Origin of the sequence: Roseibium litorale, assembly GCF_014842915.1 — a bacterium.
Taxonomy (GTDB): Bacteria; Pseudomonadota; Alphaproteobacteria; order Rhizobiales; family Stappiaceae; genus Roseibium; species Roseibium litorale.
The window spans coordinates 72,770-95,100 of the sequence record NZ_JACYXI010000016.1; the positions used below are offsets into that span (position 1 = coordinate 72,770).

At 59.7% G+C, this 22,331-nt stretch carries 23 protein-coding genes; 5 read left to right on the forward strand and 18 right to left on the reverse strand.

Features of this window, described 5'->3' with window-relative positions:
• Positions 1 to 17: 17 nt before the first annotated feature.
• From IG616_RS20035 to IG616_RS20050, 4 genes are all read right to left on the reverse strand, one after another.
• Positions 18 to 1,154: a LacI family DNA-binding transcriptional regulator gene (locus tag IG616_RS20035; protein WP_192150212.1), complete on the reverse strand. Its 1,137-nt coding sequence runs from the start codon at positions 1,152 to 1,154 to the stop codon at positions 18 to 20.
• Between the two features lie 68 nt (positions 1,155 to 1,222).
• Positions 1,223 to 1,648: an OmpA family protein gene (locus IG616_RS20040; RefSeq protein WP_343072406.1), complete on the reverse strand. Its 426-nt coding sequence runs from the start codon at positions 1,646 to 1,648 to the stop codon at positions 1,223 to 1,225.
• 157 nt (positions 1,649 to 1,805) lie between these two features.
• Complete coding sequence (locus IG616_RS20045; protein WP_192150217.1) at positions 1,806 to 2,477, reverse strand: L,D-transpeptidase; 672 nt, start codon at positions 2,475 to 2,477, stop codon at positions 1,806 to 1,808.
• 133 nt (positions 2,478 to 2,610) lie between these two features.
• On the reverse strand, positions 2,611 to 3,522 hold the full coding sequence (locus IG616_RS20050) for a DMT family transporter (RefSeq protein ID WP_192150219.1): 912 nt from the start codon (positions 3,520 to 3,522) through the stop codon (positions 2,611 to 2,613).
• Positions 3,523 to 3,682: 160 nt separating this feature from the next.
• Here IG616_RS20050 and IG616_RS20055 point away from each other — a divergent pair, with 160 nt between their 5' ends.
• Positions 3,683 to 4,147 carry a methylated-DNA--[protein]-cysteine S-methyltransferase gene (locus IG616_RS20055; RefSeq protein ID WP_192150221.1) on the forward strand — a complete coding sequence of 155 codons (465 nt, stop codon included), beginning with the start codon at positions 3,683 to 3,685 and terminating at the stop codon, positions 4,145 to 4,147.
• A gap of 20 nt (positions 4,148 to 4,167) precedes the next feature.
• Here the strand turns inward: IG616_RS20055 and IG616_RS20060 are convergent, their stop codons facing one another.
• From IG616_RS20060 to IG616_RS20095, 8 genes are all read right to left on the reverse strand, one after another.
• Entirely contained in the window at positions 4,168 to 4,683 is a 516-nt protein-coding gene (locus tag IG616_RS20060) for a MarR family winged helix-turn-helix transcriptional regulator (protein ID WP_192150223.1), read from the reverse strand.
• A gap of 114 nt (positions 4,684 to 4,797) precedes the next feature.
• Complete coding sequence (locus IG616_RS20065) at positions 4,798 to 5,385, reverse strand: NAD(P)H-dependent oxidoreductase (RefSeq protein WP_192150225.1); 588 nt, start codon at positions 5,383 to 5,385, stop codon at positions 4,798 to 4,800.
• Positions 5,385 to 5,966, reverse strand: a complete 582-nt coding sequence (locus tag IG616_RS20070) for an NAD(P)H-dependent oxidoreductase (RefSeq protein WP_192150227.1) — start codon at positions 5,964 to 5,966, stop codon at positions 5,385 to 5,387. The genes IG616_RS20065 and IG616_RS20070 overlap by 1 nt, the downstream gene beginning before the upstream one ends.
• 101 nt (positions 5,967 to 6,067) lie before the next feature.
• Positions 6,068 to 7,474, reverse strand: coding sequence for an FAD-binding oxidoreductase (locus tag IG616_RS20075; RefSeq protein ID WP_192150229.1), 1,407 nt, complete (start codon positions 7,472 to 7,474; stop codon positions 6,068 to 6,070).
• A complete protein-coding gene (locus IG616_RS20080) occupies positions 7,471 to 8,802 on the reverse strand; it encodes a cytosine deaminase (RefSeq protein WP_192150231.1) in 1,332 nt (443 codons plus the stop codon). Before IG616_RS20080 ends, IG616_RS20075 begins: the two co-directional genes overlap by 4 nt.
• Before the next feature lies 1 nt (position 8,803).
• Positions 8,804 to 9,679, reverse strand: coding sequence for an ABC transporter permease (locus IG616_RS20085; protein ID WP_192150233.1), 876 nt, complete (start codon positions 9,677 to 9,679; stop codon positions 8,804 to 8,806).
• Positions 9,676 to 10,557, reverse strand: coding sequence for an ABC transporter ATP-binding protein (locus IG616_RS20090; protein WP_192150235.1), 882 nt, complete (start codon positions 10,555 to 10,557; stop codon positions 9,676 to 9,678). The genes IG616_RS20085 and IG616_RS20090 overlap by 4 nt, the downstream gene beginning before the upstream one ends.
• A 51-nt stretch (positions 10,558 to 10,608) precedes the next feature.
• Positions 10,609 to 11,610 (reverse strand): ABC transporter substrate-binding protein, encoded by a 1,002-nt coding sequence (locus IG616_RS20095; RefSeq protein WP_192150237.1) that lies wholly within the window; start codon positions 11,608 to 11,610, stop codon positions 10,609 to 10,611.
• Between the two features lie 375 nt (positions 11,611 to 11,985).
• Between IG616_RS20095 and IG616_RS20100 the strand changes: the two genes are divergently transcribed.
• Together IG616_RS20100 and IG616_RS20105 are read left to right on the forward strand one after the other, a co-directional pair.
• Positions 11,986 to 12,375, forward strand: a complete 390-nt coding sequence (locus IG616_RS20100) for a RidA family protein (protein WP_192150239.1) — start codon at positions 11,986 to 11,988, stop codon at positions 12,373 to 12,375.
• A 171-nt stretch (positions 12,376 to 12,546) separates the two neighbouring features.
• Positions 12,547 to 13,890 carry an 8-oxoguanine deaminase gene (locus IG616_RS20105; RefSeq protein ID WP_192150241.1) on the forward strand — a complete coding sequence of 448 codons (1,344 nt, stop codon included), beginning with the start codon at positions 12,547 to 12,549 and terminating at the stop codon, positions 13,888 to 13,890.
• A 35-nt stretch (positions 13,891 to 13,925) separates the two neighbouring features.
• On the opposite strand, the gene IG616_RS20110 is transcribed toward IG616_RS20105, so the two are convergent.
• Positions 13,926 to 15,077 (reverse strand): MFS transporter, encoded by a 1,152-nt coding sequence (locus IG616_RS20110; RefSeq protein ID WP_192150243.1) that lies wholly within the window; start codon positions 15,075 to 15,077, stop codon positions 13,926 to 13,928.
• A gap of 120 nt (positions 15,078 to 15,197) precedes the next feature.
• A complete protein-coding gene (locus tag IG616_RS20115) occupies positions 15,198 to 16,178 on the reverse strand; it encodes a putative metalloprotease CJM1_0395 family protein (protein WP_209007857.1) in 981 nt (326 codons plus the stop codon).
• A gap of 160 nt (positions 16,179 to 16,338) precedes the next feature.
• Here IG616_RS20115 and IG616_RS20120 point away from each other — a divergent pair, with 160 nt between their 5' ends.
• Both IG616_RS20120 and IG616_RS20125 read left to right on the forward strand, forming a co-directional pair.
• The gene (locus IG616_RS20120; RefSeq protein WP_192150245.1) at positions 16,339 to 17,148 is read left to right on the forward strand and encodes a creatininase family protein; all 810 of its coding nucleotides are present in this window, start codon (positions 16,339 to 16,341) and stop codon (positions 17,146 to 17,148) included.
• Positions 17,149 to 17,306: 158 nt separating this feature from the next.
• Complete coding sequence (locus IG616_RS20125) at positions 17,307 to 17,816, forward strand: nuclear transport factor 2 family protein (RefSeq protein WP_192150247.1); 510 nt, start codon at positions 17,307 to 17,309, stop codon at positions 17,814 to 17,816.
• Positions 17,817 to 17,834: 18 nt separating this feature from the next.
• Here the strand turns inward: IG616_RS20125 and IG616_RS20130 are convergent, their stop codons facing one another.
• From IG616_RS20130 to IG616_RS20145, 4 genes are all read right to left on the reverse strand, one after another.
• Positions 17,835 to 18,518: an SDR family oxidoreductase gene (locus IG616_RS20130; RefSeq protein ID WP_192150249.1), complete on the reverse strand. Its 684-nt coding sequence runs from the start codon at positions 18,516 to 18,518 to the stop codon at positions 17,835 to 17,837.
• A gap of 165 nt (positions 18,519 to 18,683) precedes the next feature.
• Positions 18,684 to 19,529, reverse strand: coding sequence for a hypothetical protein (locus tag IG616_RS20135; RefSeq protein WP_192150251.1), 846 nt, complete (start codon positions 19,527 to 19,529; stop codon positions 18,684 to 18,686).
• Positions 19,526 to 21,154: an acyl-CoA synthetase gene (locus tag IG616_RS20140; protein ID WP_246476337.1), complete on the reverse strand. Its 1,629-nt coding sequence runs from the start codon at positions 21,152 to 21,154 to the stop codon at positions 19,526 to 19,528. Before IG616_RS20140 ends, IG616_RS20135 begins: the two co-directional genes overlap by 4 nt.
• Positions 21,151 to 22,320, reverse strand: coding sequence for an acetyl-CoA acetyltransferase (locus IG616_RS20145; RefSeq protein ID WP_192150253.1), 1,170 nt, complete (start codon positions 22,318 to 22,320; stop codon positions 21,151 to 21,153). Before IG616_RS20145 ends, IG616_RS20140 begins: the two co-directional genes overlap by 4 nt.
• Positions 22,321 to 22,331: the final 11 nt, after the last annotated feature.

Below are 22,331 nucleotides of genomic sequence, written 5' to 3' on the forward strand. Positions count from 1 at the left end.
ACCGCAAGCTCAGTTTTTCACTCCACCAGCCTTGGCCCTAGCCTGACACCGTGCGGCGGTGAGCTTTCGCGGATACGCAGCTCTGGCTCTATGAGAATGGGGCGGTGGGGCACACGCTCGCCAGCGATCTGACGCAACAGGGTCAAAGCTGCCAGCCGTCCGATCTTGTCCGGGTGGTTGCATACAGAGGTCAAAGCCGGAGTGCGGCTTGCGGCCCCGTCAACGTCGTCATACCCCGTAACCGCAATATCCGGCCCTGGCTCGACATCCATTCTCCGGAAAACCGGCATCATGCCCAGGGCAACCAGGTCATTGAAGCACATCACGGCCGTCGGCCGCTCCCGGGCCTGAAGAATGTCGGGCACCACTTTCCGGCCATCGGCCTGGGTCATCATTTCCGGAATGTCGAGCTGCTCGTCCGGATCAAGACCAGCCTCGATGAGAGCCTTGCGCCAACCCGCATTCCTGTCGCGCCCCGCAGAGCTGCCCCGGCGGCCACCAACCATGGCGATCCGCCGGTGCCCCTGGGAAATCAGGTGTTTGGTGACCGCGTAGGAACCCGCGACATCATCACCATGAATGGAAGGAGCCCAAACGCCACTAACCTCCCGGCACATCAAGGTGACCGGAATCCCCTGCCCGACAAGACGGTTGATCTCTTCCGCCGTCGTGCCGACCGAAGGACACAGAATCAGGCCATCGGCACGATGCTGCAGCAAGGTGTTGATGAAGGCACGCTGCCGTTTCACGTCATCCCGGTGGTTGCAGATGAAGATCATCTGTCCCTGTTCTTCCAGAACATCCTCAAGAGAGGAAAAAATCTCGGCAAAATAGGGGTTCAGGATGTCATGGACCGCCACACCGACGATCTGGCTTCTTGCGGTCCGCAGGGATGCCGCGGAGCGGTTATAGATATAACCGACTTCCTCTGCCGTCTTCTTGACCCGTTCCCGCGTCTCGTCCGCAACCAGCGGACTGTCGCGCAGGGCGAGAGACACCGTCGCTGTGGAAATGCCCAGCTGATCCGCGATATGTCCCAATGTCAGGCGTTTGCCTGGTTTTGGAAAATCCGGTTCGCCGTCCGGCCAGTTTGCTGCCTCTTTCTCGTCAAAGGGACTGTCCGCCGGTTTTCCGGCACCCGTATCGTTGGTCATGCCTATGTCTCAAGCCTGCATGCGCCGCCCGGAAAGAGCAGCGCCACACCTGCAGCAAAGCCAGGGCTCTAGCGTCGCGGTGCCGATTCGTCGAATTCCTCGCGCAGGTTAACGACCACACGACGATTTTGCGACTGGCAAGTGATGTCATCACAGTTGGTGACCGGACGCTCGATCCCGTAGCCTTTGACCCACATGCGTTTACGGTCGACGCCCTGCGCTACAAAGGCGTCATAGACCGCCTGCGCCCGCTTTGTGGACAACGCCTTGTTGGCGGCTTCAGACCCTGGATCATCCGCATGACCCTGAATCTTGACCAGCCAGCCGGTGTTCTGTTTCAACCATGCGGCCTGTTTGTTGATGCTGATCCGCGCCTCATCGGTAATGCTGTCGGACCCTGCCTCGAAAAAGATCCTCCGGCCAACATTCAGCATGAAATCTTCTTCGGATCCCGGCTTGATATTGACGAACCCCGCAGCTGCGGCGTTGGTCACATCAGGCGTGCTGAGATCAGCCGTATTGCACCCTGCGAGGGCCAAAGCACCCAGCAAGATGACACCCTGCGCTCCAAAGCGCCTGCCTGCAATTGCTCTCAATCCGCCCCCCAGTTTCATGCCGCCGTTCTGTTTTGTTCCGCTGGACCGCCCGTTGCTAACCGGCGTTGGCGCCCAGATGCTCCAGAACCAGCACTTTGGTTCCCTTCGGGCAGCGCTGATAAAGATCGATGACATCCTCCGGGAACATCCGGATGCAGCCACTGGAAACGTCCTTGCCAATGCTCCAGGGCTCCAGCGTTCCGTGAAGCCTGTAGCCGAGATCCGAACCATCACGGTAGAGATACATCGCACGGGGACCAAGCGGATTGTTCGCCGCGCCGCCTTCCACCATCTTGGGCAGGTCTGGCTGCCTCTGGATCATTTCGGGCGGAGGAACCCAGCGCGGCCATAGCGCCTTGCGGTCGATCCTCGCCCGCCCGAACCATTGGAATCCCTCACGGCCAACGCCAACCCCATATCGCAGAGCGGTACTGTTCTCGAAGACGACATAAAGGAAGTGATTGCGTGTATCGATAACAACTGTTCCCGGAGGCTCGGGACTGAAATACTTCACCATCTGCCGTTGCCAGACAGGCTGGATCTTGTCGAAATTTGTCCGCCTGAAACGGAAGCCACTGTCCTCGGCATAGCCCTTGAAATAGGCCTCAGCCGCGGTATTGGCAGATGCTTCAGAGCCGCTCAACGACAAAAGCCCGGCCGCCCCTGAAGCGGCAAACACCCCAAGTCTGGCGCCGCTGGCGAGAAAGTCTCGTCGGGTCAATGACATCAGCTCTCCTCCCGTCCGGCAGCAGCGTCTCTTGAAACATCAGGCCTTTGACGCTGCGGCAGCGGCCAATTAGGACCCAACTTCCCGGAAACGTCAACCAACAGCTAAAGAGATGAAGTCTTCGGTCCCCTCATCACGGCCTGCGCACCCTCTCCCGGTACAAAAGATAAAGGCCTGAACACACAACGATCGAAGCTCCCGCGATGGTGCTTGATGTGGGAACATCGCCAAAGACCAGGTAGCCAAGCCCAACCATGCTGACGATCTGGGCATAGCTGAAGGGGGCAAGAACCGGTGCCGGTGCAAGGGCGCTGGCCTTGATAAAAAGCCAATGCCCAACCCCGCCAAAGACACCGGTGCAAATCAGCAAAAGCCAGTGAACCAGGCTCGGGGGCGCCGTCCAGACGGACAGGCCGGCAGGCGCCATGGCGAACATTGCAACCACCGCCGAAATCAGCAGCATGCTGGACGCACTGTCGGTGGCCGATAGCATCCGGGTCAGCAGCGCATAGAAGGCATAGGAAATCATCGCTGCGACCGAATAGATCACCGCCCAATGCATCTCACCGCTGCCGGGCTTGGCGACGATCAGAACCCCGATGAATCCGACCACAATGGCTGCCCAGCGCCTCGGCCCTGCCCATTCTCCCAGCATTGGCCCGGCGATCGCCGTCACCAGGAAGGGAGCCGCAAACATGATCGACATTGTCTCGGCCAGCTGCAGATACCGGACCGCCATAAAGTTCCCGATGGTGCTGCCCAACAGGCAGAAAGCCCTTACAATCTGAAGCAGGGGCCTATCCGTGTGGAACAGACGCGGCCGCCTCCAGACCTGGAACACAATCAGCGCCAGAACCACATGACTTGTAAACCGCATCCAGACCACTTGCAGAGAGGGCAAGGATTCGACCAGATATTTTGCCGTAGCATCGAGACAGGAAAAGCAGAGATAGGCGAGCAGTGTCAGTCCAATTGCCACAAGAGGCGTTTGCGGGTCACCGGCACGGCCTCCCATAAGAGGTGAGCCCTTGGGGTCTGCTGTCATGAGGGATAATAACCTGGAAATTACGGCACAAGCTGCACCTTATCTAATCCAGAACGCTATCCTGTTCCCTGCCCTGCCGAAAGGCCTCATGCGCCCGGAACGGTACGGGCGGCAAAGCGCAACTCTTAGCCGGGGTTACCCCGCACCGCAGAGGACAGTTATGCCCGAAACCTTGATTTCATCCCCTTTCGGCATCTTGCGTCTTCACGAGGCCGGCGGGGCCATCACGGCACTCAGCTGGACCAATCAGCTCAGGCAGACACCCGAACCGCCAACACCTCTGCTGACCGAAGCCGTTTCCCAGCTTTCAGCCTATTTCGCCGGAAAACTGACACGCTTCGATTTGCCTCTCGATCCGAAAGGAGGGGACCTCAACCAGGCTGTCTTTCGGGCAATGCTGGATATTCCCTTTGGCGAGACCCGTACCTATGGAGAGATCGCCCGCCAGCTTGGCACCGCGGCCCAACCCGTAGGACAGGCTTGCGGCGCGAATCCGATCCCAATCATCATTCCTTGCCACCGGATCCTTTCCGCCCAGGGGCTGGGCGGTTACTCGGGGTCCGGTGGTCTTGAAACGAAGATCGCCCTTCTCAAGCTCGAAGGCAGTTTCCCGTTCCTTCTCTAGCATGAGCACGGGCTGCAGCGTCAAACCAGCTGCAGATCTTCCGTCTTTTCCAGCTCCCGCAGCGGTTCGCCATCCGCGTCCAGCTCGTCTGTTTCGTCTTCAGTGGCCGTCAGGCTCAAGTTCTTTTCGACCGCCCGCAGAAGCTTGCGGAGTTTTTTACGGTCTTTTTCGTCGATCCCCGCCATGGCTTCCCGCTCAAGACGCTTCCAGGCCCGGTCCACATTGGACACCAGACCACGGCCCTCGTCCGTCAGATAGACCCGTGCCAGACGGCCATCCGCGTCAGAAACCTGCCGGCGGACATAGCCTTGAGCGGACAGGCGGGTGATCATCTTGGTCACCGTCGGCGGCTGAACGCCCAGCGTGGTGGCAAGCTGGCTCATCGTCAGCCCGTCGGTTTCAAAGAGAACTTTCAGCACCAGCTCCTGGCCGGGGTGAAGCCCGATGCGAGCAAGATGATTGCCCGAACGCGCGCGCTGCGCTTTGGCAGCTTGAACGAGCCTGAACGTCACGCTCTTCTTGTGATTGAATGCCATGGTTTTTCCCTGACCCAGAATCAGCGGTACCGGCCGGTTCCGCCCGTTTATGCGGCGCAACCGTAGTCAGGTTATTTAACCGACGAATGACACTGCAAGCAGGAATGCAATTTTTTAGAAGCAGGATAGTTTTCTGCCGACAAGATTCAGATAGCGGCTCCGGCTTTCCGGCGTCGAAGTGTCCATCTTGTAATGGGCCAGATAAAGCGTCTTACAGCCCGGCGCGCAAAGGGCCCGCATACCGCGCATGATCGTCTTGCGGCCAGGCTCGCCCACCCATTTCGACACCACCCAGGAGGCCCCGCAGGTGGTGACCACTGCGATCTTGCGGATATGCTGCATTAGGGGGCGCATGCCCTGATCTTCTGTCGGCATGCCGAATGTCACATGCGGAACCCAGACACGGTCGAACCAGCCTTTCAGCATGGCCGGAAGCCCGAACCACCACGTGGGATAGACAAAAACCAGCATCTCGCACCAACGGATATCTGCGACATAGCTTTCGACAGGAATGACGTTGTCCCCCTCATCGTGATAACGCCGCCGTTCCTCCGCCCCCATCGCCGGGTCGAACCCCTCCTCATAGAGATCTCTCAGCCGGACATCATGGCCAGCTGTCTCCAGCGTTCTAACGACCCGGTCCCGGATCGCCGCATTGAAGCTCTCCGCGCAGGGGTGGCAATAGATCACCAGAGCTTTCATCAGAAGGCCTCCATGCTCTGGCCGACCTTTTTGAGAAAGGCACTACGGGTCTGCTCCGTGACACGGTTCATGTCATACAGTGCATGATAAGAAACAGGCGCCACCGGTTTGATGACAGCCCGCAAGACGCGGGTTACGATCTTGCGCGGCGGATCCCCCACAAGGAAGGCACGCAGCCACGTTCCCCCATAGGTGCTGATGACCGACAGCTTGCGGATGTTGTGCAGGCTGGGCCGCACTTTGCCGTCAACCATCTTGAAAGAGACACCGGGCAGAAACACCCGGTCGAAGAAGCCCTTCAGGATCGCCGGGTGACCGAAGTTCCAGACCGGGGTCACAATGACCAGAGCTTCTGCCGCGAGCAGCCGGTCCACATAGGAGGCAACGCCTGCCTGATTGGTCTCCAGGTCATGATAGCCCATGCGCTCTTCACGGGTGAGGCGCGGATCAAATCCCTCGGCGTAAAGGTCGCAATCATCGACCTCATGGCCCGCCGCCGTCAGCCCGCGAAGAACCTCCGCGTGGAGAGCCGACGCAAAACTTGTCTCCACCGGATGGGCGTAAAGAACAAGAACCCGCATTCATCACTCCAATCGTCATTTTCAAAATTCAGACATGCCAAAGGGACGGCCCGCGGGATCCGCAGGGCGGCCGGTCCAAGGCTTTCGAGTGTTAGTGCCCCCTAACCGCGTTGAAGTCCGGGAAAGAGGAAAAGTTTTTTTGACGAATAATCGTAGGAGGGGTCTTCCCAGGCAATCATCTTGCCCGGATTGAGCAGTCCCTTCGGATCGGCTTCCCGTTTGAAGGCAAGCTGTACCTCATCGGTCTGCTTCATCCCGCCTTCTTCCAGCGTGTAGCGGTGCGGATTGAAAATTGGGCAACCGTTGTCCTCATGCAGCTTGATGATCTCGTTCAGCCGCTCTTCCGTCGTATAGCGGACGATGGGCAGGCCGAAACAGGTGATCTTGCCGTCAAAGCGCACATATTCCAGATGGGCCGGAACCTCGTCTCCCAGCAGTTCCACCATGGTGCGCACCTTCTCGATCTGGTTCGGGAAGGGATAGAGCACCTGAAGATAGGTGATGCCCGGCTCGACCCGCAGACCGCGAAGGGTCGTGTGGTTCCAGGCCAGCTCATAAGCAGGCGGCAGAGACTTCAGATCCGCTTCGCTCGCCAGATCCGACCGGTAAAGGATCGAGGCCTTGCTGTTGCGGCCCACGAAGGCAGCAAAGGCATCCATGGCGAAGGGGGCCACCATGCAGACCACAACGGACTGATCCTTGCGGATGAACTTCTGGTGGCGGAGGAAATAGTCATGGGGCACAGGCGCTGCAATCGGCGCAATTTCCTTGACCAGCAAGCCGTCCTGATTGCCCAGACTATCTGCGAAATGCACGCCGTCCATGAAAGCATCAAAGCCGACAAGAACATCGACCCAGTCATAGGAAGCCGTCAGTGGCATTTCGACTTCGGTGATAATGCCGTTGGTGCCATAGGCATGCATGACCTTGTGCAGATCTTCGCCAGTCAGTTCCAGCACCCGGGGTTCCGCTTCCATGGTGAGGACGCGCAGGCGGATAACGTTGCCCAGATCACGAAGGCCGCCCCAGTTGATGGAGCCGACGCCGCCCGATCCTCCGGCGATAAAGCCGCCAATCGTGGCGGTGCGGTAGGTCGAAGGATGAAGCCGCAATTCCTGGCCCGAATGCGCCCGGCATTCCTCATCGATCTTGGAAATGATCGCGCCGGCTTCAACCACGACGGTTCCCGGACGGATCGACTTGACCTTGTTGAGTTCGGCAAGGTTCAGGATGACGCCACCGGAGAGCGGCATCGCCTGGCCATAGTTGCCTGTCCCCGCGCCACGGGTGGTCACCGGAATGTCGAGGGCATAGCAGGCCTTGAGAACCTGAATGATCTCCTCTTCGCTTTTCGGCGTAACGACCAGATCACCGGTGACATGATCCAGCTGCTGTTTCAGCACCGGCGAGTACCAGAAGAAGTCCCGGCTTTTCTGTTTCACGATTTGCGGATTGTCTTCAAGCTGAAGGCCCGCAAGCTCGGTCTTGAGTTGGTCGAGGCTGCTCATGCCATGGCTCCGCTGTTCTGCATCAAAATATCAAGCTCCCGGTAGTCGGGCAGTGTCTCCGTCACACTCCGGCCAGCCCGTAGAACGTGACGCGGACCGCCTGGGCGGGACATCAATTCACTCCAGTCCCGTGTCCGGAACAGGATCAGGTCTGCGGGCCGTCCGCGCCCGATCAAACCGGCCTCCACCCCAAGCATGCGGGCTGGGGACGTGGTAACCGTGCTAATCCAGTCACCGACCGGATGATCGAGCTGAAGAATACGGGTCGCCTGGGTGTAGACCTCGATCAAATCGAGATCGCCATAGGCATAGAAGGGGTCGCGCGTGTTGTCCGAGGCAACGGCAACGGGCGTGCCTCTCGAACGCATTTCATGGAGCAGGGTGACCCCGCGCCAGCGCGGCGTGCGGCCTGCCTCCCGGTCCTGCAAATACATGTTGCACATGGGCAGGGACACGATGCCAAGACCGGCCTCGGCCACACGATCCATGGTCTCGTCCGCCTCCGCATCCCCCTGCCGGGCAAGAGAGCAGCAATGGCCACAAACCACCTTGCCCGCATAGCCGGTGCGCAGCACCGCTTCCGCAATCGCCCTCAGGGTCCGCGCTTCGGGATCCTTGGTTTCATCGACATGGAAATCCACGTCCAGCCCGCGCTCCATGGCCGCCCTCAAGATCGCATCAAGATGCCTCTCAAGATCGGGGATCATGTAGGTCACGGCGCCTAGAATGCCCCCGGCCTCCTTCACCCTGCCGGCAATCGAGATCAGGAATTCAGGCTCGGTGATCAGTCGGTCGATGCCGAAAAGGCAGGAACCCTGCAGGGTGATCCTGCCCGCCCAGGCTTCCCGGATTTCCTTGAAGACCGGCCAGGAGATCTCGTCCTGAGGCGGCAGGCTGTCGATGTGGGTCCGGACGACCGATGTCCCGTGGACATAGGCGCATTTCAGAGCGAACTCCATGCGCGCCCGCACATCCTCCGCCGTCCAATGGGCAATGCGGTCCGCGCCCACTGATGCCAGAGCACTGGCGAACGTGCCATCCGGGTTCGGCTGACGGGGCCAGATATGCCCCTTGTCCAGATGGGTATGCATGTCGACCAGCGCCGGCAGCACCATGCCGCCATCCAGATCGAGAAGGCCGTTGCCCTCCTGTTCCAGCTGCCCCTTTGGGGCAAGCCGCACCACCTTGCCGTTCTCGATGTCCAGGTCGATCCGGACAAGGTCACCGGAACCAGCGGGAATATCATCCGCCCCGTCGATCAGACAGGAAGGCACTGTGCCGTTGCGGATCCTGAGACCGCCGGACACAAGGTCTCCAAACGCCACCATCTCAATTCTCCCGCTTCAGGGCACTTTCGTGCCATTTGCGCAGCAGCAGATGGGACAGGAGGCTGGTGGCCGCGAAGATCAGAACGCCCGTAAAGGACAAGAGGATCAACGCGGCAAAGAGCCGGGGGATGTTGAGCCGGAACTGGGATTCCAGCAGCCGGTAGGCAAGGCCCGATCCGGCCCCTGCGGACCCTGCCGCGAACTCCGCCACCACGGCAGCGATCAGGGCAAGGCCACCCGCAATACGCAGGCCCGCCAGGAAATAGGGCAAGGCATTCGGCAGCTTCAGATAGACCAAGGTCTGCCATGGCGTTGCGCCATAAAGCTCGAACAGATTGAGCAGATTGTGGTCCGTCGACTTCAGTCCTTGCGTCGTATTGGACAGAACCGGAAAGAACGCCACGATCCAGGCACAGATGAGCAAGGCTGATTGAGTGGATGGCGCATAGATGAGGATCAGCGGCGCAATCGCAACAATCGGTGTCACCTGCAGGATGACCGCGTAAGGATAGAGCGCCAGCTCGATCCAGCGGGACTGCGACATCAGAACCGCGAGCCCCACTCCGCCGACCAGCGCAATGCCAAGGGCCGTGAAGGTGATCTTCAGGGTGACCAGCAGGGCGCTGGATAACGTACCCCAGTCGTCCACCAGAGACTGCGCAACACGAAGCGGGCTTGGAAGGATGTAATGGGGGACGTTATAGGCCTTCACATACCAGGCCCAGAGCAGCACCAGCAGAACCAGCATGGCCACCGGGATCAGCACCTTCAACAGGCGCTCGAAGGTGGTGTCCCGTGCCGCGAAAACGGGCTGCGGTTCATCGAGCTTTGCGGGTGCCGAAACAGGCGGCTGCCCCTGTTCTTCAAGTGCGCTCATAGATGATCATTCGCGCCCATAGCCGCATGCAATGCGGCGGACGCGTCCCTGCAATAGTCGTTGTAGACGCTCGAGGTACGGAAATCCTCTTCGCGCGGATAGGGGGCGTCGACCCTCATGTCATTGACGACCCGGCCCGGCCGCGCGGCCATGACAACGATGCGGTTGGAAAGATAAACGGACTCGAACACCGAGTGAGTCACGAACACCACGGTCCAGCCGAACTTCTCCCACAGATGCAGGAGATCGTTGTTTAGCTTGAAGCGGGTGATTTCATCGAGTGCGGCGAAGGGTTCGTCCATCAGCAGGATCTTCGGCCGGGTCACCAGCGCTCTGGCAATGGACACGCGCATCTTCATGCCACCGGACAGTTCGCGCGGATAGGCGTCTGCGAATTTCGCAAGCCCCACCATCTCCAGCGCTTCCATCACCCGGTCATGAGCTTCCTGCTTGGAAATGCCCTTCAGCCGAAGCGGCAGCCAGACGTTCTTGAACACGGTCGCCCACGGCATCAGGGTCGGTTCCTGAAACACGAAACTGATTTCCGGCAGGGCCTTGCCGCTGGCATCGTGACCGGACGTCGGCCAGTCGATAGTGCCGGATGAAGGATCCCCCAGACCGGCGATAATCCGCAGCACCGTGGATTTCCCGCAGCCGGAGGGGCCGAGCAAGCTTATGAACTCACCCTGACGGATGTCCATGGTCATGTTCTGCAAGGCAGTGGTGCCGTTGGAGAAGACCTTGGACACTCCGGACAAGCTAACGAGAGGGCGGCGGCTGCCGGACTCAGCTGAAAGGGTCCCGGCAGCAGCCGGAACAGGATTGCTCTGAGACACGTGACGGTCCTTCAAGATCTGGCTGTTTTCATAGGTCAGCATCTGTCGTGAGACCCGAATCCGGGCCTCACGCACAGGTCTGTTGGAGACAGCTTACTTCTTGAGATCCATGCCGACACCCTTGCAGACGAACTCGGTCGTGTAGATCGCCTTGATGTCGATGCCTTCCTTGACCACGCCCGCCTTGACCATGGAGTCGTAAAAAGCCTTCTGGTGTTCATCGGTCATGCAGCCGATGCCCTTTTCCAGCGCCTCCCCGGACTCAACCAGACCAAAGGACTTCATCGTCTCGATGGAGAAGGCGAGCTGACCGTCCGTCATCTCTGGGTTGTCTTTCTTGATCAGCTCGTTGGCAGCGGCGTTGTCGCCATAGAGATAGTTGTACCAGCCAATGATCGTCGCATCGACAAAGCGCTGGGTCAGGTCTTTGTTCTCTTCTACGAAATCCTTCCGGCCTTCGATCAGGGTCGAATAGGTCTCGAACCCGGCATCAGCCAGAAGGAACAGCTTTGGCTTGAACCCGCCCTCGGTCTCGATCGCATAGGGCTCGGATGTGATGTAGCCCTGCTGCGCGGACTGCTTGTCCGCCAGGAACGGACCCGGATTGAAGGTGTAAGGCTTGTACTGCTCATCGCGGAAGCCTTCATAAGCGGACTTCATCCACTGGAAGTAGGAAGCAAAACCGTCCTTACCCATGAAGATGGTTGGCAGCTTGGCCAGATCCTCGAACTTTTCAAGGCCCTGATCCGGATGAGCAATGAGGACCTGCGGATCCTTTTGGAAAATGGCAGCGACTTCAAGAACCGGAATGTCCTCGGCAAGCGCGTTCAGCGGCTGCAGCATGTTGCCGGCCATGTAGAAATCGATCTTGCCTGCCAGCAGCAGGGCGCGGTTGGCCGCCTGCGGCCCGCCCTGAACAATCTCGACCTTCAGACCGTATTTCTCGTAAGTGCCGTCGGCGACGGCCTGGTAGTAGCCGCCATGCTCAGCCTGAGCGAGCCAGTTGGTGCCGAACTTAACCTCGTCCAGCGCATAGGCGCTCGTGGACGCCAGAAGCGTTGCCGCAGTGAAACCGATCGTCTGAAGGATGCGCATATTGTCCAACCTCTCCTATAGCTCTCGCCCGGCAGGCTAGGTGCCCGCCGGTTCTGTGCTCTGCCGCTGTGCCTCCACAGGCCCTGGGAGCGGATCAGGCAATCACGCCCAATCATTTTTGCAAGCCCCATGCCAAACCGGACGACATTTTGCTGAGTCCCGGCTTTCCGCCCCTGCCGGAAATTGCAGAAACCCCAAATGCCACCAAAGAGCGAACAGCTGATAACACTCCGGCAAGAGGATGCCTATTTTTCAGGCATGAAGACAAGCCCCTGCCCGCCGCATATTCAATAGGCAGCCTTGCCCCTCCGCCATCCGCCTCCTAGTTTCTGGAGGAATCCAAGCACCGCCCTTTCAGGAAAGCAGAGAGAACCGATGACAAAACCTTTGCAGCCAGAGACGATCCGCGCGCCTTTTGCCCGCTACAGCCACGGAGTGGAAATCCCTGCGGGACACCGGATCGTCTTCACCTCCGGCCAGCTTGGCATCACGGAAGATGACGTTATCCCGAAAGGCGTCGAGGCCCAGACCCGGCTCTGCTTCAAGAACATCAAGGCCATTCTGGAATCCGCCGGCATGGATCTGGGCGATATCGTGCGCATCAACGCCTTCGTGACCGATCGCATGCACATGGGCGGCTATATGAAGACCCGCGACGAGTTCACCAAGAGCCCTCCCCCCGCCTCGACCCTGATGATCGTCTCCGGATTTACCCGCGAAGAGTTCGTGGTTGAAATCGAGGTCATCGCGGCCAAGGCCGGATAGTCTGGGACTTGCCTTCGGCGGCGTTCGGGTTCAACACTGTCTCCCGGCTTGATGACAGGCTGGCGCGGCGGGTTTCGCGCCTACTCATGATACGACCCCTGTGCGGAACTCGGGCGGGAGACAACTCACCGCTATCTAAGCCTGCAGGTCCAAAGACAAGGACCAGACTGAATGCGTCTATGGATCAAGGATCCCATTGCCATTCTCGCAGACGGCGCCGAACGCGGCGTTGTCGTTGAAGACGGTGTGATCGTCGAGCTGATTGCCTCCGGCAAGGAGCCGATGCTTCCCGTCGATCAGACATATGACGCCTCCCGGCATGTGATCATTCCGGGGCTGATCAACACCCACCATCACTTCTTCCAGACGCTGACACGGGCCCATCCGCAGGCGATCAACAAGGAGCTGTTTCCCTGGCTCCAGACGCTGTACCCCATCTGGGCACGGAACGTGACACCGGAAACTTTCCGGCTCGGAACACGGCTTGCCCTGACAGAACTGATGATGTCCGGCTGCACGGCAGCATCGGATCACCATTATCTCTTCCCCGGTGGACTGGAAGCGGCGATGGACATTCAGGCCGAGGAAGCCGAGCGGGTTGGCCTGCGGATGACCATCACCCGTGGTTCCATGAACCTCAGCCAGAAGGACGGCGGGCTGCCGCCGGACACGGTCGTGCAAGATGAAGACACGATCCTGGCGGACTGCGAGCGTGTGCTGAACCGCTACCATGACACCTCAAAAGGCTCGATGCTGCAGGTCGCCCTTGCTCCGTGCGCGCCCTTCACCGTCACCAAGCGACTGATGCAGGAAAGCGTGGCGCTGGCTGACAAATACGACTGCCGGCTTCACACACACCTCGGCGAAACCATCGACGAGGACAATTATTGCCTGGAAAAATTCAACTGCCGTCCAGTGGACTACCTCGAGGAGTGCGGGTGGCTGAATGAGCGCGTGTGGCTCGCCCACGGCATTCACTTCAATGATGATGAGGTGAAACGCCTTGGCCATGCTTGCGTTGGTGTCTGTCACTGCCCGACTTCAAACATGGTGCTTGCCTCTGGCCAGTGCCGGACGAAGGAACTGGAAGCCGCAGGTTGCCCGGTCGGTCTTGGTGTCGACGGCTCCGCCTCCAATGACAACTCAAACCTGATCGAGGGCGTGCGCCACGCCCTGATGATCAACCGTCTGACCTATGACGCGGCCAGCGTGACCCACTTCGATGCATTCCGCTGGGCAACAGAAGGGTCGGCCCGCTGTCTGGGCCGCTCGGACATCGGTGCCATCCGCCCTGGAATGATGGCGGACATGGCCTTCTACAGTCTGGATGAGCTGCGTTTTTCCGGCGCGGGTGATCCACTGGCAGCACTCGTTCTCTGCGGAGCACACGAGGCTGACCGGGTGATGATTGGCGGTGAATGGAAGGTCATCGACACGGTTCCGACCGACATGGATATCGGCCAGTTGCGCCACGAGCACGGCCAAGCCGCCAAACGCTTTCTCGAAAGCCTTTGAGACAATTTATCAGACGGCGGGTGACCGCCGTCTGATTACGTCTGAGCAGGCTTTTCCACCTTCAGATTGCCCGCCATCAGGCTGATGAAGACGGCCAGAACGGCCACGAGCGCAAAGGACATGCGCAACGAAAGCGCATCACCGATGAAACCGAGCACCGGCGGGCCGAACAGGAAAGCCCCATAGCCAAGCGTCGCTACGGAAGCCAAAGCGCGGCCTTTGGACATATTCGGGTCGGCTGCGGCACGGGACATGGCAAGCGGAAAGATCACCGCGTTGCCCAGGCCCATGACTACACAGCCAACCCAGACAATCCAGACCGAGCCGCCAAGCACGACCAGGCCCGTGCCAACCGCGGCTGCAATGCCGCTCACCCTCGCGACCTTGACCGGCCCGAAACGGGCAATGATCCTGTCACCGGCGAGACGCATGATCACCATGGCCACGGAAAAGACCGAGAAACCGATGGCGGCGGTTGAGCTGTCAAAACCCAGCTCCTGGATCTGATAAAGCGCCGCCCAGTCCGTGATTGCTCCTTCGCCCAGCGCTGCGATCAGTGCCATCAGCCCGACAAAGAGAAGCGCCCCCTTCGGCACGGCGAACATAGGCGCCTTCTGCCCGGAAGGCTCAGCAATCTTTGAGGTCCAGGGCGTCATCAAGGCCCAAATCAACGGCACGACCGAAAGCACGGTCCAGAGATAGAAATGCACCGGCACGGACAAATCGAGCCAGAGAGCGAGTGCGCCAATCCCAGCGCCTGCTCCAGCACCTAGACTGTAAAGACCGTGGTAGGAAGACATCACCGGCTTGCCGAGTTCCTGCTCGACCTCCGCTCCCCAGCCATTCATCGACACATCCAGCGCCCCCATCCCAAAGCCGTTGAGATAGGCGATCGGGATCATGAGCGGGACGGAGGTCCCGAATGTCAGTCCCACGAAAATGACCAGAATGAAGACTGCGGAAAGCTTTGCCACCCGCACGGCACCCCAGCGGTCGATCAAGGGCCCGGAAAGGGGAAAAGACGAAAAAGCGCCAAGAGCCATGCACAGCAGGATCAGGCCGAAACCGCTCTCATCCACCCCCAGAATGATCTTGATGTCCGGAATTCTCGAAGCCCACACGCCTACGAGTGAGCCGAGCATGAAGAAGGCATAAGCAACGGCAAGCCGTGCACGACGAACAGACATTTCGGGAACCTGAAAGGAAGTGCCGGAAGGCAGATTGCAGAACGCTCAAGCTAGGTGGGCAAGCTCAGGAATTCAAGTCCGGACGGGCGCTTCTGGAAGCACTCTCATGAACCAAAATGGTCAGGCAAAGAGACCGGCGGAAGCAGGTTGCCGATCGCCAAAGGCACCAAGTTGACCTGCCGATTGATAACTCTGGATGGCCGCGAAAAGATCTGACGACCGTCCCTGATCCGAAGACGAAGAAGACCCTGCGCCCTCATCCCCGGACGCAGCAGAGGCCCGCTCTGCGCCTGCACCGGACTTTGACTCCTTGCCAGCCTCAGCACCACCGCTCGCATCCGTGTCCTCGTCATCACTTTGCAGTTCCTCTGCCCGCTGGGTGCGCGCCTCGGCCTGGGCCTCTGCCAGCTGCGCGCGTGCCTGCTGGGCAACCTTCAGATCCTGCGAGGAGGGCTCTGCAGGGGCTGTTGCCGCGCGGATCACCGTCTGCATTTTCCGGATGGTCGCTTCCGGGGTCCGTTCCGCGGATGTATCAATGGACACCTCGCCGCCAATCGCATACCGCTTGCCGTCCGGCCCCTGCTGGAAGGTGTAGGATGGTGCACCCGCATGCGGTCCGCCGGTCCGGGCGTGCGCAGCCTCATGTGCCCTGACTTCCCGGTCGCGCTGCTGAAGCTTGTCAACCTGCTTTTCCTCTTCTTGGGTCAACTCCTGCGGATCTTTTGAACTTTCCTCTTCGCTCTGTCCGGATGCCTGCGCGGTATTCTGACCAGACGCGCCACCCGCTTGCGTATCGCCGCCTGCGCCAGAAGCATCCGTTTCTGAAGAATTCGCCCCAGGTGTACCCTGCCCATCCCCCCGGCGGCGCGAGGCGGCAGGCTGGCTGGTGCCGTCCCCCTGAAGGGCCAAGATGGCTTCACCTGACAGCGTCGGCGCGTTGCCCGCACGAAGACTGCGGGCAGCGGGGGCGGCTGCAGGTTCCTTGTCGCGCACGTCTCCCTTAACGGCCAGCGTCTCATCCGCGGCCGTTTTGATATCTCCCATCAATCCACTGCCGCGCAGGGCACTGGCGGGAGAGTTGGAGAAAAGTGCAGCAATCATTGGAAAAGTATCTCCGATCTGGCCTATCGATTCGTTAACAGGCCTTAACCCGCCGATCAGCTTTGCGTGAGGAAGAGGCTTCCCATGCCTAAATTTTCGCACTGACGGCACCGGCAAAGCCGCGCTAAGGTGCGGGCAAATCAGACCAAAGGACCTGACAATGACTGCGTTGCCGCGCCGCTACTGGCATGAGATGACCACCCTCGACTTTCGGGATCCCTCTACCCGCGACTGGATTGCGATCCTCCCCGTTGCCGCCATCGAGCAGCATGGCCCGCATCTGCCGGTGTTCACTGACACGGCGATCGCTGAGGGCCAGATCCGCCGGGTGCTGGAACTCATGCCCGAAGACCTGCCCGCCACCTTCCTGCCGACACAGGCCATCGGCAAGTCAAACGAACACATCTCCTCCCCTGGCACCTTGACACTCAACTGGGACACCCTGACCCGCGCCTGGATCGAGATCGGCGAGAGCGTTGCCCGCGCCGGCATCCGCAAGCTGGTGCTGATCAATTCCCATGGCGGCAACGTGCCGATCATCGACATTGTCGCCCGCGAACTGCGCGTGAAGCACGAGATGCTGGTCACGGCCACCGCCTGGTCCCGCTTCGGTCAGCCGGAAGGGCTCTTCCCCGAGGGGGAATTCACCTACGGCATTCACGGCGGTGATGTGGAAACCTCGATCATGCTGCACCTCCATCCGGAGCTGGTACGCATGGACCTTGCTGAGGATTTCAAGTCGGCGCAGCAGGACTTCATCAAGGAATTCAAATACCTGCGTGGTCATGGAGCGCAGCAGTTCGGCTGGAAGGCTCAGGATCTGGGGGCCAAGGGCGCTGTGGGCAACGCGGCCAATGCAACGGCTGAAAAGGGCCGCCAGTCTCTTGACCGGGCCGCTCACGCCTTCGTGGACCTCCTGAAGGACGTCCACGACTTCGACTTGAAGCGTCTTTGGACGCCTGAGAGCTAGACGGTGGGGCGGTTCCCAGAATTGTTCGAGAAGGAACGCCCCTCCGTCCAAATCCCCGCGGTGAAGGGGCACCCTTACAAAATGGTGCGTACTTCAAAGGAGGGCTTCTGGACGCGATAGTCTTGCGAACGCGAAGATCTATTGAGGGAAGCCAATCAATGAAGTTCATCCTCCCGGCCTTGTCCGGCATCTGCATCGCCCTGAGTGCGCCCGCATCTGCTCAGGAGGCCGTCACCGCCGCTCCGGATGTGGAGGCGCTTTTCACGAGCCCTGATCCGCAGCTGAACGCCAACAAGCAAATCGTCTATCACGTCTTCAAGGATCTGCTGGGTGCCGGACATTGGGAAAAAGCGGATCAATACCTGAGCGAAGAGTATCTTCAGCACAATCCTAATGTCGCGAGCGGACGAAAGACGGTTGTCGACTTCTTCACCAAGACATTGAAGGTGGAGCCTCGGCCTATTCCGGAAAAGCTGGACTGGCCGGTTGTCTCCGTGACAGCCGAGGGTGATCTCGTCGTTGTCGCGACGCGCCGCGTCGTCAAGGATCCAACGGCCGCGGGCGGCGAATACACCACCACCTGGTTCGACATGTGGCGGATCAAGGACGGCAAGGCCACGGAACACTGGGACACTGCACTGCGGAACGAAAACCCCACGTTTGAATAAACCATCCGCTCTCGCCGGCTACCAAGGGATCCCCTTTCCGTGATGATCAAAGAAACCGCCTGATTGGTCAGGTTGCAAGGTCTCTATGACCTTCAGGATCCGGCCTGCCGCTGTTGCCGGATCCTGCACCTCCAGCCCTGTGGCCTGAAATCCGCCGGACAAATTCGTGGCCACCGTTCCAGGATGCAGAGCCACACAGACCGCTTCTGAATTTTTACGCCGCAATTCAACGGAAGCCGTCCGGACAATCTGGTTAAGGGCCGCCTTGGAAGCCCGGTAGCTGTACCAGCCGCCCAAATGGTTATCGCCAATGCTGCCGACCCGGGCCGAGAGATTGGCATAGACGCAGCGCCCCTCGCGCAGGAAAAGGGGAAGGAAGTGCTTGATCACCAGCGCAGGACCGATGGCATTGACCTGAAACACTTTCGCCATGTGCGCGGGATCAATGGTCCGCCAGCTTTTCTCAGGACCAGCGGCTTCCGGAGCCAGAATGCCGGTCGCATTTACCACCAGTCCGATCGGCCCCAGTGCCGCGCAATGCCGCGCAGCCTCTTCGATAGACGCCTCGTCGCAGACATCAAGACGAGGTGTGCTATTCCGGTGTAATCCGGCAATCGTGAGGTCAGGTCTTGTTTCGCTCAAACAGTGGACAAGCGCACCGCCGATCCCGCCGGATGATCCGAGAATAACAGCGCCGGGCATTTTGCACTCCTTCAGCAAAAGCTTCTGTTGCCATGCGGCATCCGCGAACAAATGCGATGCCCTTTCAGCTTAAACTGGGAGATTTGTCTCATGTGTCCAGATGGCTGATTGGCGCAAGAACTCTTTGCCAGCTACGGATTTTAGAATCCGGCAAAAAACTGGCGCCTACTCTCCAATCAGGATCATCTCGAAGGTGACGCAAACGGGTGCGCCGCCGCGGATGATATCCCCTTCAAAAAAGCCGCCTTCCGGATCGACACAGAACATCGGCAGATGAGGATCGCTCCCCTGTGTCCCGCCGCGCGCTCCTTTCAGCAGAAGCACTTCGGAAATCGGTGACTCCATCGAAGGGGTACTCGTGAAATCCGCACCAATGAGACTGCCAATCCCCAGCACTTCGGGGTTATCGAACCCCAGCTCAGCCGAAAGCTCGGCCACTGACGTTGCCAGATCCTCATGGGGTGCCAGGCAGATGATGGCCGCATTTACACGCGGCGCCTCGACGAGTGGCTTTGGACGGAAGAAGGAAAAATTTGTCTCAGCATCAGCTGTCACTTCAAAACAACCGCCAATGAATCCGTGGCCGGTCCCGGTGTAGTGAACAGCCAACGTCACCTGATCTGGCAGCAAATGCCCGGCGTGGCGCCCGGTGTTCTTGTCTTCCCAAAACGCATGGCAATGAAGAAACCAGTCGCCGTTGCGCCGGCCGACAATAGCCGTTGCCTGCTGCAGAACCGCTTCTTCTCCAGAATGGGTTTCGCTGTACCAGGCCACATGCTCGTCATCGGGGGACTTGTCCGGCAAGACATAGCTGTAGGGCCCGATCTTAAGTCCATCGAGCCGGATCACCGCCGTATCGCACCCCGCCTTGTCCATGGCAGCAGCCACCGCCGCCATAAGCGTCATGCCTTCAGACAGATCAAAGGCCAGAGGTGCAGAAAGGCCCCGGACCACGTGACGCCGGGGTGAAGTCTTGGGTCCTGGATGCTGGATCAGATGAGAGCGGCTCATGTGGCACTCCCCGCATCCGGCATCAGGCCCCGTGCCGTCAGCTCTTCACGCACCAGCTTCTTGGTGATTTTGCCATAACCGGTCTTGGGCATCTCATCGAGGAAGACGAAATGGCTCGGCAGCTTGTACTTCGCAAGCTTGCCCGCAATCACGCTCATCAGCTCTTCCTCGTTCAAACTGTGTCCGTCTTCCGCGACACAGACGGCAAGGCCCACCTCACCCCACTTGGGATGGGGAACACCCAGTACCGCAACCTCCTTGAGACCAGGATGGGTCAGCAACAGCTCTTCAATCTCGCGCGGATAGACGTTGGAGCCGCCAGAGATATACATGTCCGACGCGCGGCCTGTGATGTAGAGATAGCCTTCCGTATCCATATGGCCAAGGTCGCCCGTGCGGAACCAGCCATTGCGGAACGCCTTAGCGTTGGCCTCATTGTCCTTGTAGTAACCAGCACAGACCGCCAGCCCCGCGACACAAATCTCGCCGCTGGCCATCGCGGGCAAATGATTGCCCTCATCGTCCTGAATGCTGATGTGAATACCGGTGCGTTCAATGCCACAGGTGCCAACCCGGGCCTTCGGACCATCCTCGATGTGATGATCCTCCCGGGGCAACACGGTAATGCAGCCGGTCACCTCACCGAGACCGAAATACTGGACCAGCACCTTGCCCAGTTTCTTCAGAGCAAATTTCTGATCCTCGCGGTACATGGGCGCACCGGCATAGATCACATAGCGCAGGCTGGAATGGTCGAACTCATCCACCGAAGGATGCTCGACCAGCATCTTCACGATGGTCGGCACGGTGAACATGTTCGTCACCTTGTAGCGCTCGACCATCTGCCAGGCCATGGCAGGATCAAACCGGCCGGACGGCAGCAGCACACTGACAGCTCCTACTGCGATCTGGTTGAGCTGGTGCATACCCGCGCCATGGGAGAGCGGCGCGACGACAAGGCTGACATCCTCCACTGTTGACGCAGGTAGAAGATCATTCAGGTGATTGACGATGGTGAAGGTCAGCTGGCCCTGGGTCAGAACCACGGCTTTCGGTCGGCCTGTCGAGCCGGAGGTGAAGAACAGCCAGCACGGATCGTCCCGCTCCACATCCGCATTGGGCACATCAACGCCCAGCGCCCCGGCAATCAAATCCTCATAGGAAGGACCGAAATCAGACGCACCGATAGAGATCACGCCGGAAAGATCCGGAATAGCTGCCAGGCAGGCTTCGGCATGCGCCGGAAATCCTGCCTCACAGACCATCAGCGCGGCCTCTGCCTTCTGCCCCAGAAACGCGACTTCGTCCGGCCCCTGCCGGAAATTGGACGGCACCCAGACAGCTCCAAGCCGGAAACAGGCCAGCATCACTTCGGTGATCTGGTTGTTGTTCGGCGACTGCACCAGAATGCGGTCGCCATGTTTGACGCCATATTTTTCCCGCATTACCGAGGCGAGCGCGGAGACGCGCTTGTCCAGCTCCGCCCAGGTCCAGGTGTCATCACCCCAGATGATCGCAGGCCGATCCGCAAAGCGGCGAGCGTTGCGGGTCAGGAAATGGGCGATGTTGGTGGTACGGGTGGACCAGGGAAGGGCCATGTCCCGATTGAGGGTCTGCGTGCTCATTTCACCCGCTCCAGAATGGACACATAGTTGGCGACGGCTGCACCGCCCATATTGAAGACACCGGCAAGCTGAACGTCATCGAGCTGCATCTCGCCAGCCTCGCCCGCCAGCTGCATAGCGGCCATCACGTGCTGGGAAACGCCGGTTGCCCCCAGCGGATGACCACGTGACTTGAGCCCGCCGGACGGATTGACCGGCAGCTTGCCGTCCCGCGCGGAGATCCCTTCGCGGATCACGCGTCCGCCCTGACCGCGTTCTGCAAGACCCATGGCCTCATATTCCAGAAGCTCGGCAATGGTGAAACAGTCGTGGGTCTCGACCATATCGAGATCATCAAGGGTGAGCCCCGCTTCCTCCAGCGAGGCTTTCCAGGCGCCGCGTGCGCCCCGGAACTCGGTCACATCCCGACGTGAAAGCGCCAGCACATCATTCACCTGATTGCGGGCGCGGAAGGCAATCGCCCGGTTAAGCGATGCAGCCACATCTGGCGCTGCCACGATGATCGCCGCTGCCCCATCGGAAATCAGCGAGCAATCCGTCCGCCGCAAGGGGCCTGCGACGAGTGGGTTCTTGTCGGAGACCGTGTTGCAGAAAGCGACGCCAAAGTCCTTCTGCATGTGAGCGTAAGGGTTCAAAAGCCCGTTGCGGTGGTTCTTGGCCGAGATCATCGCCAGCTCTTCGGAATGATCGCCATTTTCCTGAAAATAGGTCTGGGCGATCTTGCCGAAGATCCCGGCGAAGCCGGCCTCCACCTGATCCTCTTCGGCCCGGTAGCAGCCGCTGAGCATGATGTCGCCCGCCCGCGCGGTCGGAACGGCCGTCATTTTCTCGGCACCGACCACAAGGGCAACTTTGCCCCGCCCAGCTGCGATGAAATCCATGGCCGCGTAAAGCGCTGCGGAGCCTGTGGCGCAGGCGTTCTCAAGCCGCGCGGCCGGCACATTGCGCAAGCCGTCCATGGCCATGCCTACCAGAGCGCCCTCAAAGGCCTGGGGCGAAAACCCATTGTTGAAGACGCCCACAAAAATACCGTCGACATCTTCAGCACCAAGACCTGCATGGTCCAGCGCTGCCGGCACCACTTCCGCCATCAGCCCCTCAAGCCCCGGCGTTTCGGATTTGCCGAACTTGGTGTGAGCCCAGCCCACGATCTGTGCGTGTTCCATCTGTCCTCCTC

Coding starts and splice junctions, on each gene's coding strand:
- IG616_RS20035 (WP_192150212.1), bottom strand. CDS start 1,154: ATGACCAACGATACGGGTGCCGGAAAACCGGCGGACAGTCCCTTTGAC.
- IG616_RS20045 (WP_192150217.1), bottom strand. CDS start 2,477: ATGTCATTGACCCGACGAGACTTTCTCGCCAGCGGCGCCAGACTTGGG.
- IG616_RS20050 (WP_192150219.1), bottom strand. CDS start 3,522: ATGACAGCAGACCCCAAGGGCTCACCTCTTATGGGAGGCCGTGCCGGT.
- IG616_RS20055 (WP_192150221.1), top strand. CDS start 3,683: ATGCCCGAAACCTTGATTTCATCCCCTTTCGGCATCTTGCGTCTTCAC.
- IG616_RS20060 (WP_192150223.1), bottom strand. CDS start 4,683: ATGGCATTCAATCACAAGAAGAGCGTGACGTTCAGGCTCGTTCAAGCT.
- IG616_RS20065 (WP_192150225.1), bottom strand. CDS start 5,385: ATGAAAGCTCTGGTGATCTATTGCCACCCCTGCGCGGAGAGCTTCAAT.
- IG616_RS20070 (WP_192150227.1), bottom strand. CDS start 5,966: ATGCGGGTTCTTGTTCTTTACGCCCATCCGGTGGAGACAAGTTTTGCG.
- IG616_RS20075 (WP_192150229.1), bottom strand. CDS start 7,474: ATGAGCAGCCTCGACCAACTCAAGACCGAGCTTGCGGGCCTTCAGCTT.
- IG616_RS20080 (WP_192150231.1), bottom strand. CDS start 8,802: ATGGTGGCGTTTGGAGACCTTGTGTCCGGCGGTCTCAGGATCCGCAAC.
- IG616_RS20085 (WP_192150233.1), bottom strand. CDS start 9,679: ATGAGCGCACTTGAAGAACAGGGGCAGCCGCCTGTTTCGGCACCCGCA.
- IG616_RS20090 (WP_192150235.1), bottom strand. CDS start 10,557: ATGCTGACCTATGAAAACAGCCAGATCTTGAAGGACCGTCACGTGTCT.
- IG616_RS20095 (WP_192150237.1), bottom strand. CDS start 11,610: ATGCGCATCCTTCAGACGATCGGTTTCACTGCGGCAACGCTTCTGGCG.
- IG616_RS20100 (WP_192150239.1), top strand. CDS start 11,986: ATGACAAAACCTTTGCAGCCAGAGACGATCCGCGCGCCTTTTGCCCGC.
- IG616_RS20105 (WP_192150241.1), top strand. CDS start 12,547: ATGCGTCTATGGATCAAGGATCCCATTGCCATTCTCGCAGACGGCGCC.
- IG616_RS20110 (WP_192150243.1), bottom strand. CDS start 15,077: ATGTCTGTTCGTCGTGCACGGCTTGCCGTTGCTTATGCCTTCTTCATG.
- IG616_RS20115 (WP_209007857.1), bottom strand. CDS start 16,178: ATGATTGCTGCACTTTTCTCCAACTCTCCCGCCAGTGCCCTGCGCGGC.
- IG616_RS20120 (WP_192150245.1), top strand. CDS start 16,339: ATGACTGCGTTGCCGCGCCGCTACTGGCATGAGATGACCACCCTCGAC.
- IG616_RS20125 (WP_192150247.1), top strand. CDS start 17,307: ATGAAGTTCATCCTCCCGGCCTTGTCCGGCATCTGCATCGCCCTGAGT.
- IG616_RS20130 (WP_192150249.1), bottom strand. CDS start 18,518: ATGCCCGGCGCTGTTATTCTCGGATCATCCGGCGGGATCGGCGGTGCG.
- IG616_RS20135 (WP_192150251.1), bottom strand. CDS start 19,529: ATGAGCCGCTCTCATCTGATCCAGCATCCAGGACCCAAGACTTCACCC.
- IG616_RS20140 (WP_246476337.1), bottom strand. CDS start 21,154: ATGAGCACGCAGACCCTCAATCGGGACATGGCCCTTCCCTGGTCCACC.
- IG616_RS20145 (WP_192150253.1), bottom strand. CDS start 22,320: ATGGAACACGCACAGATCGTGGGCTGGGCTCACACCAAGTTCGGCAAA.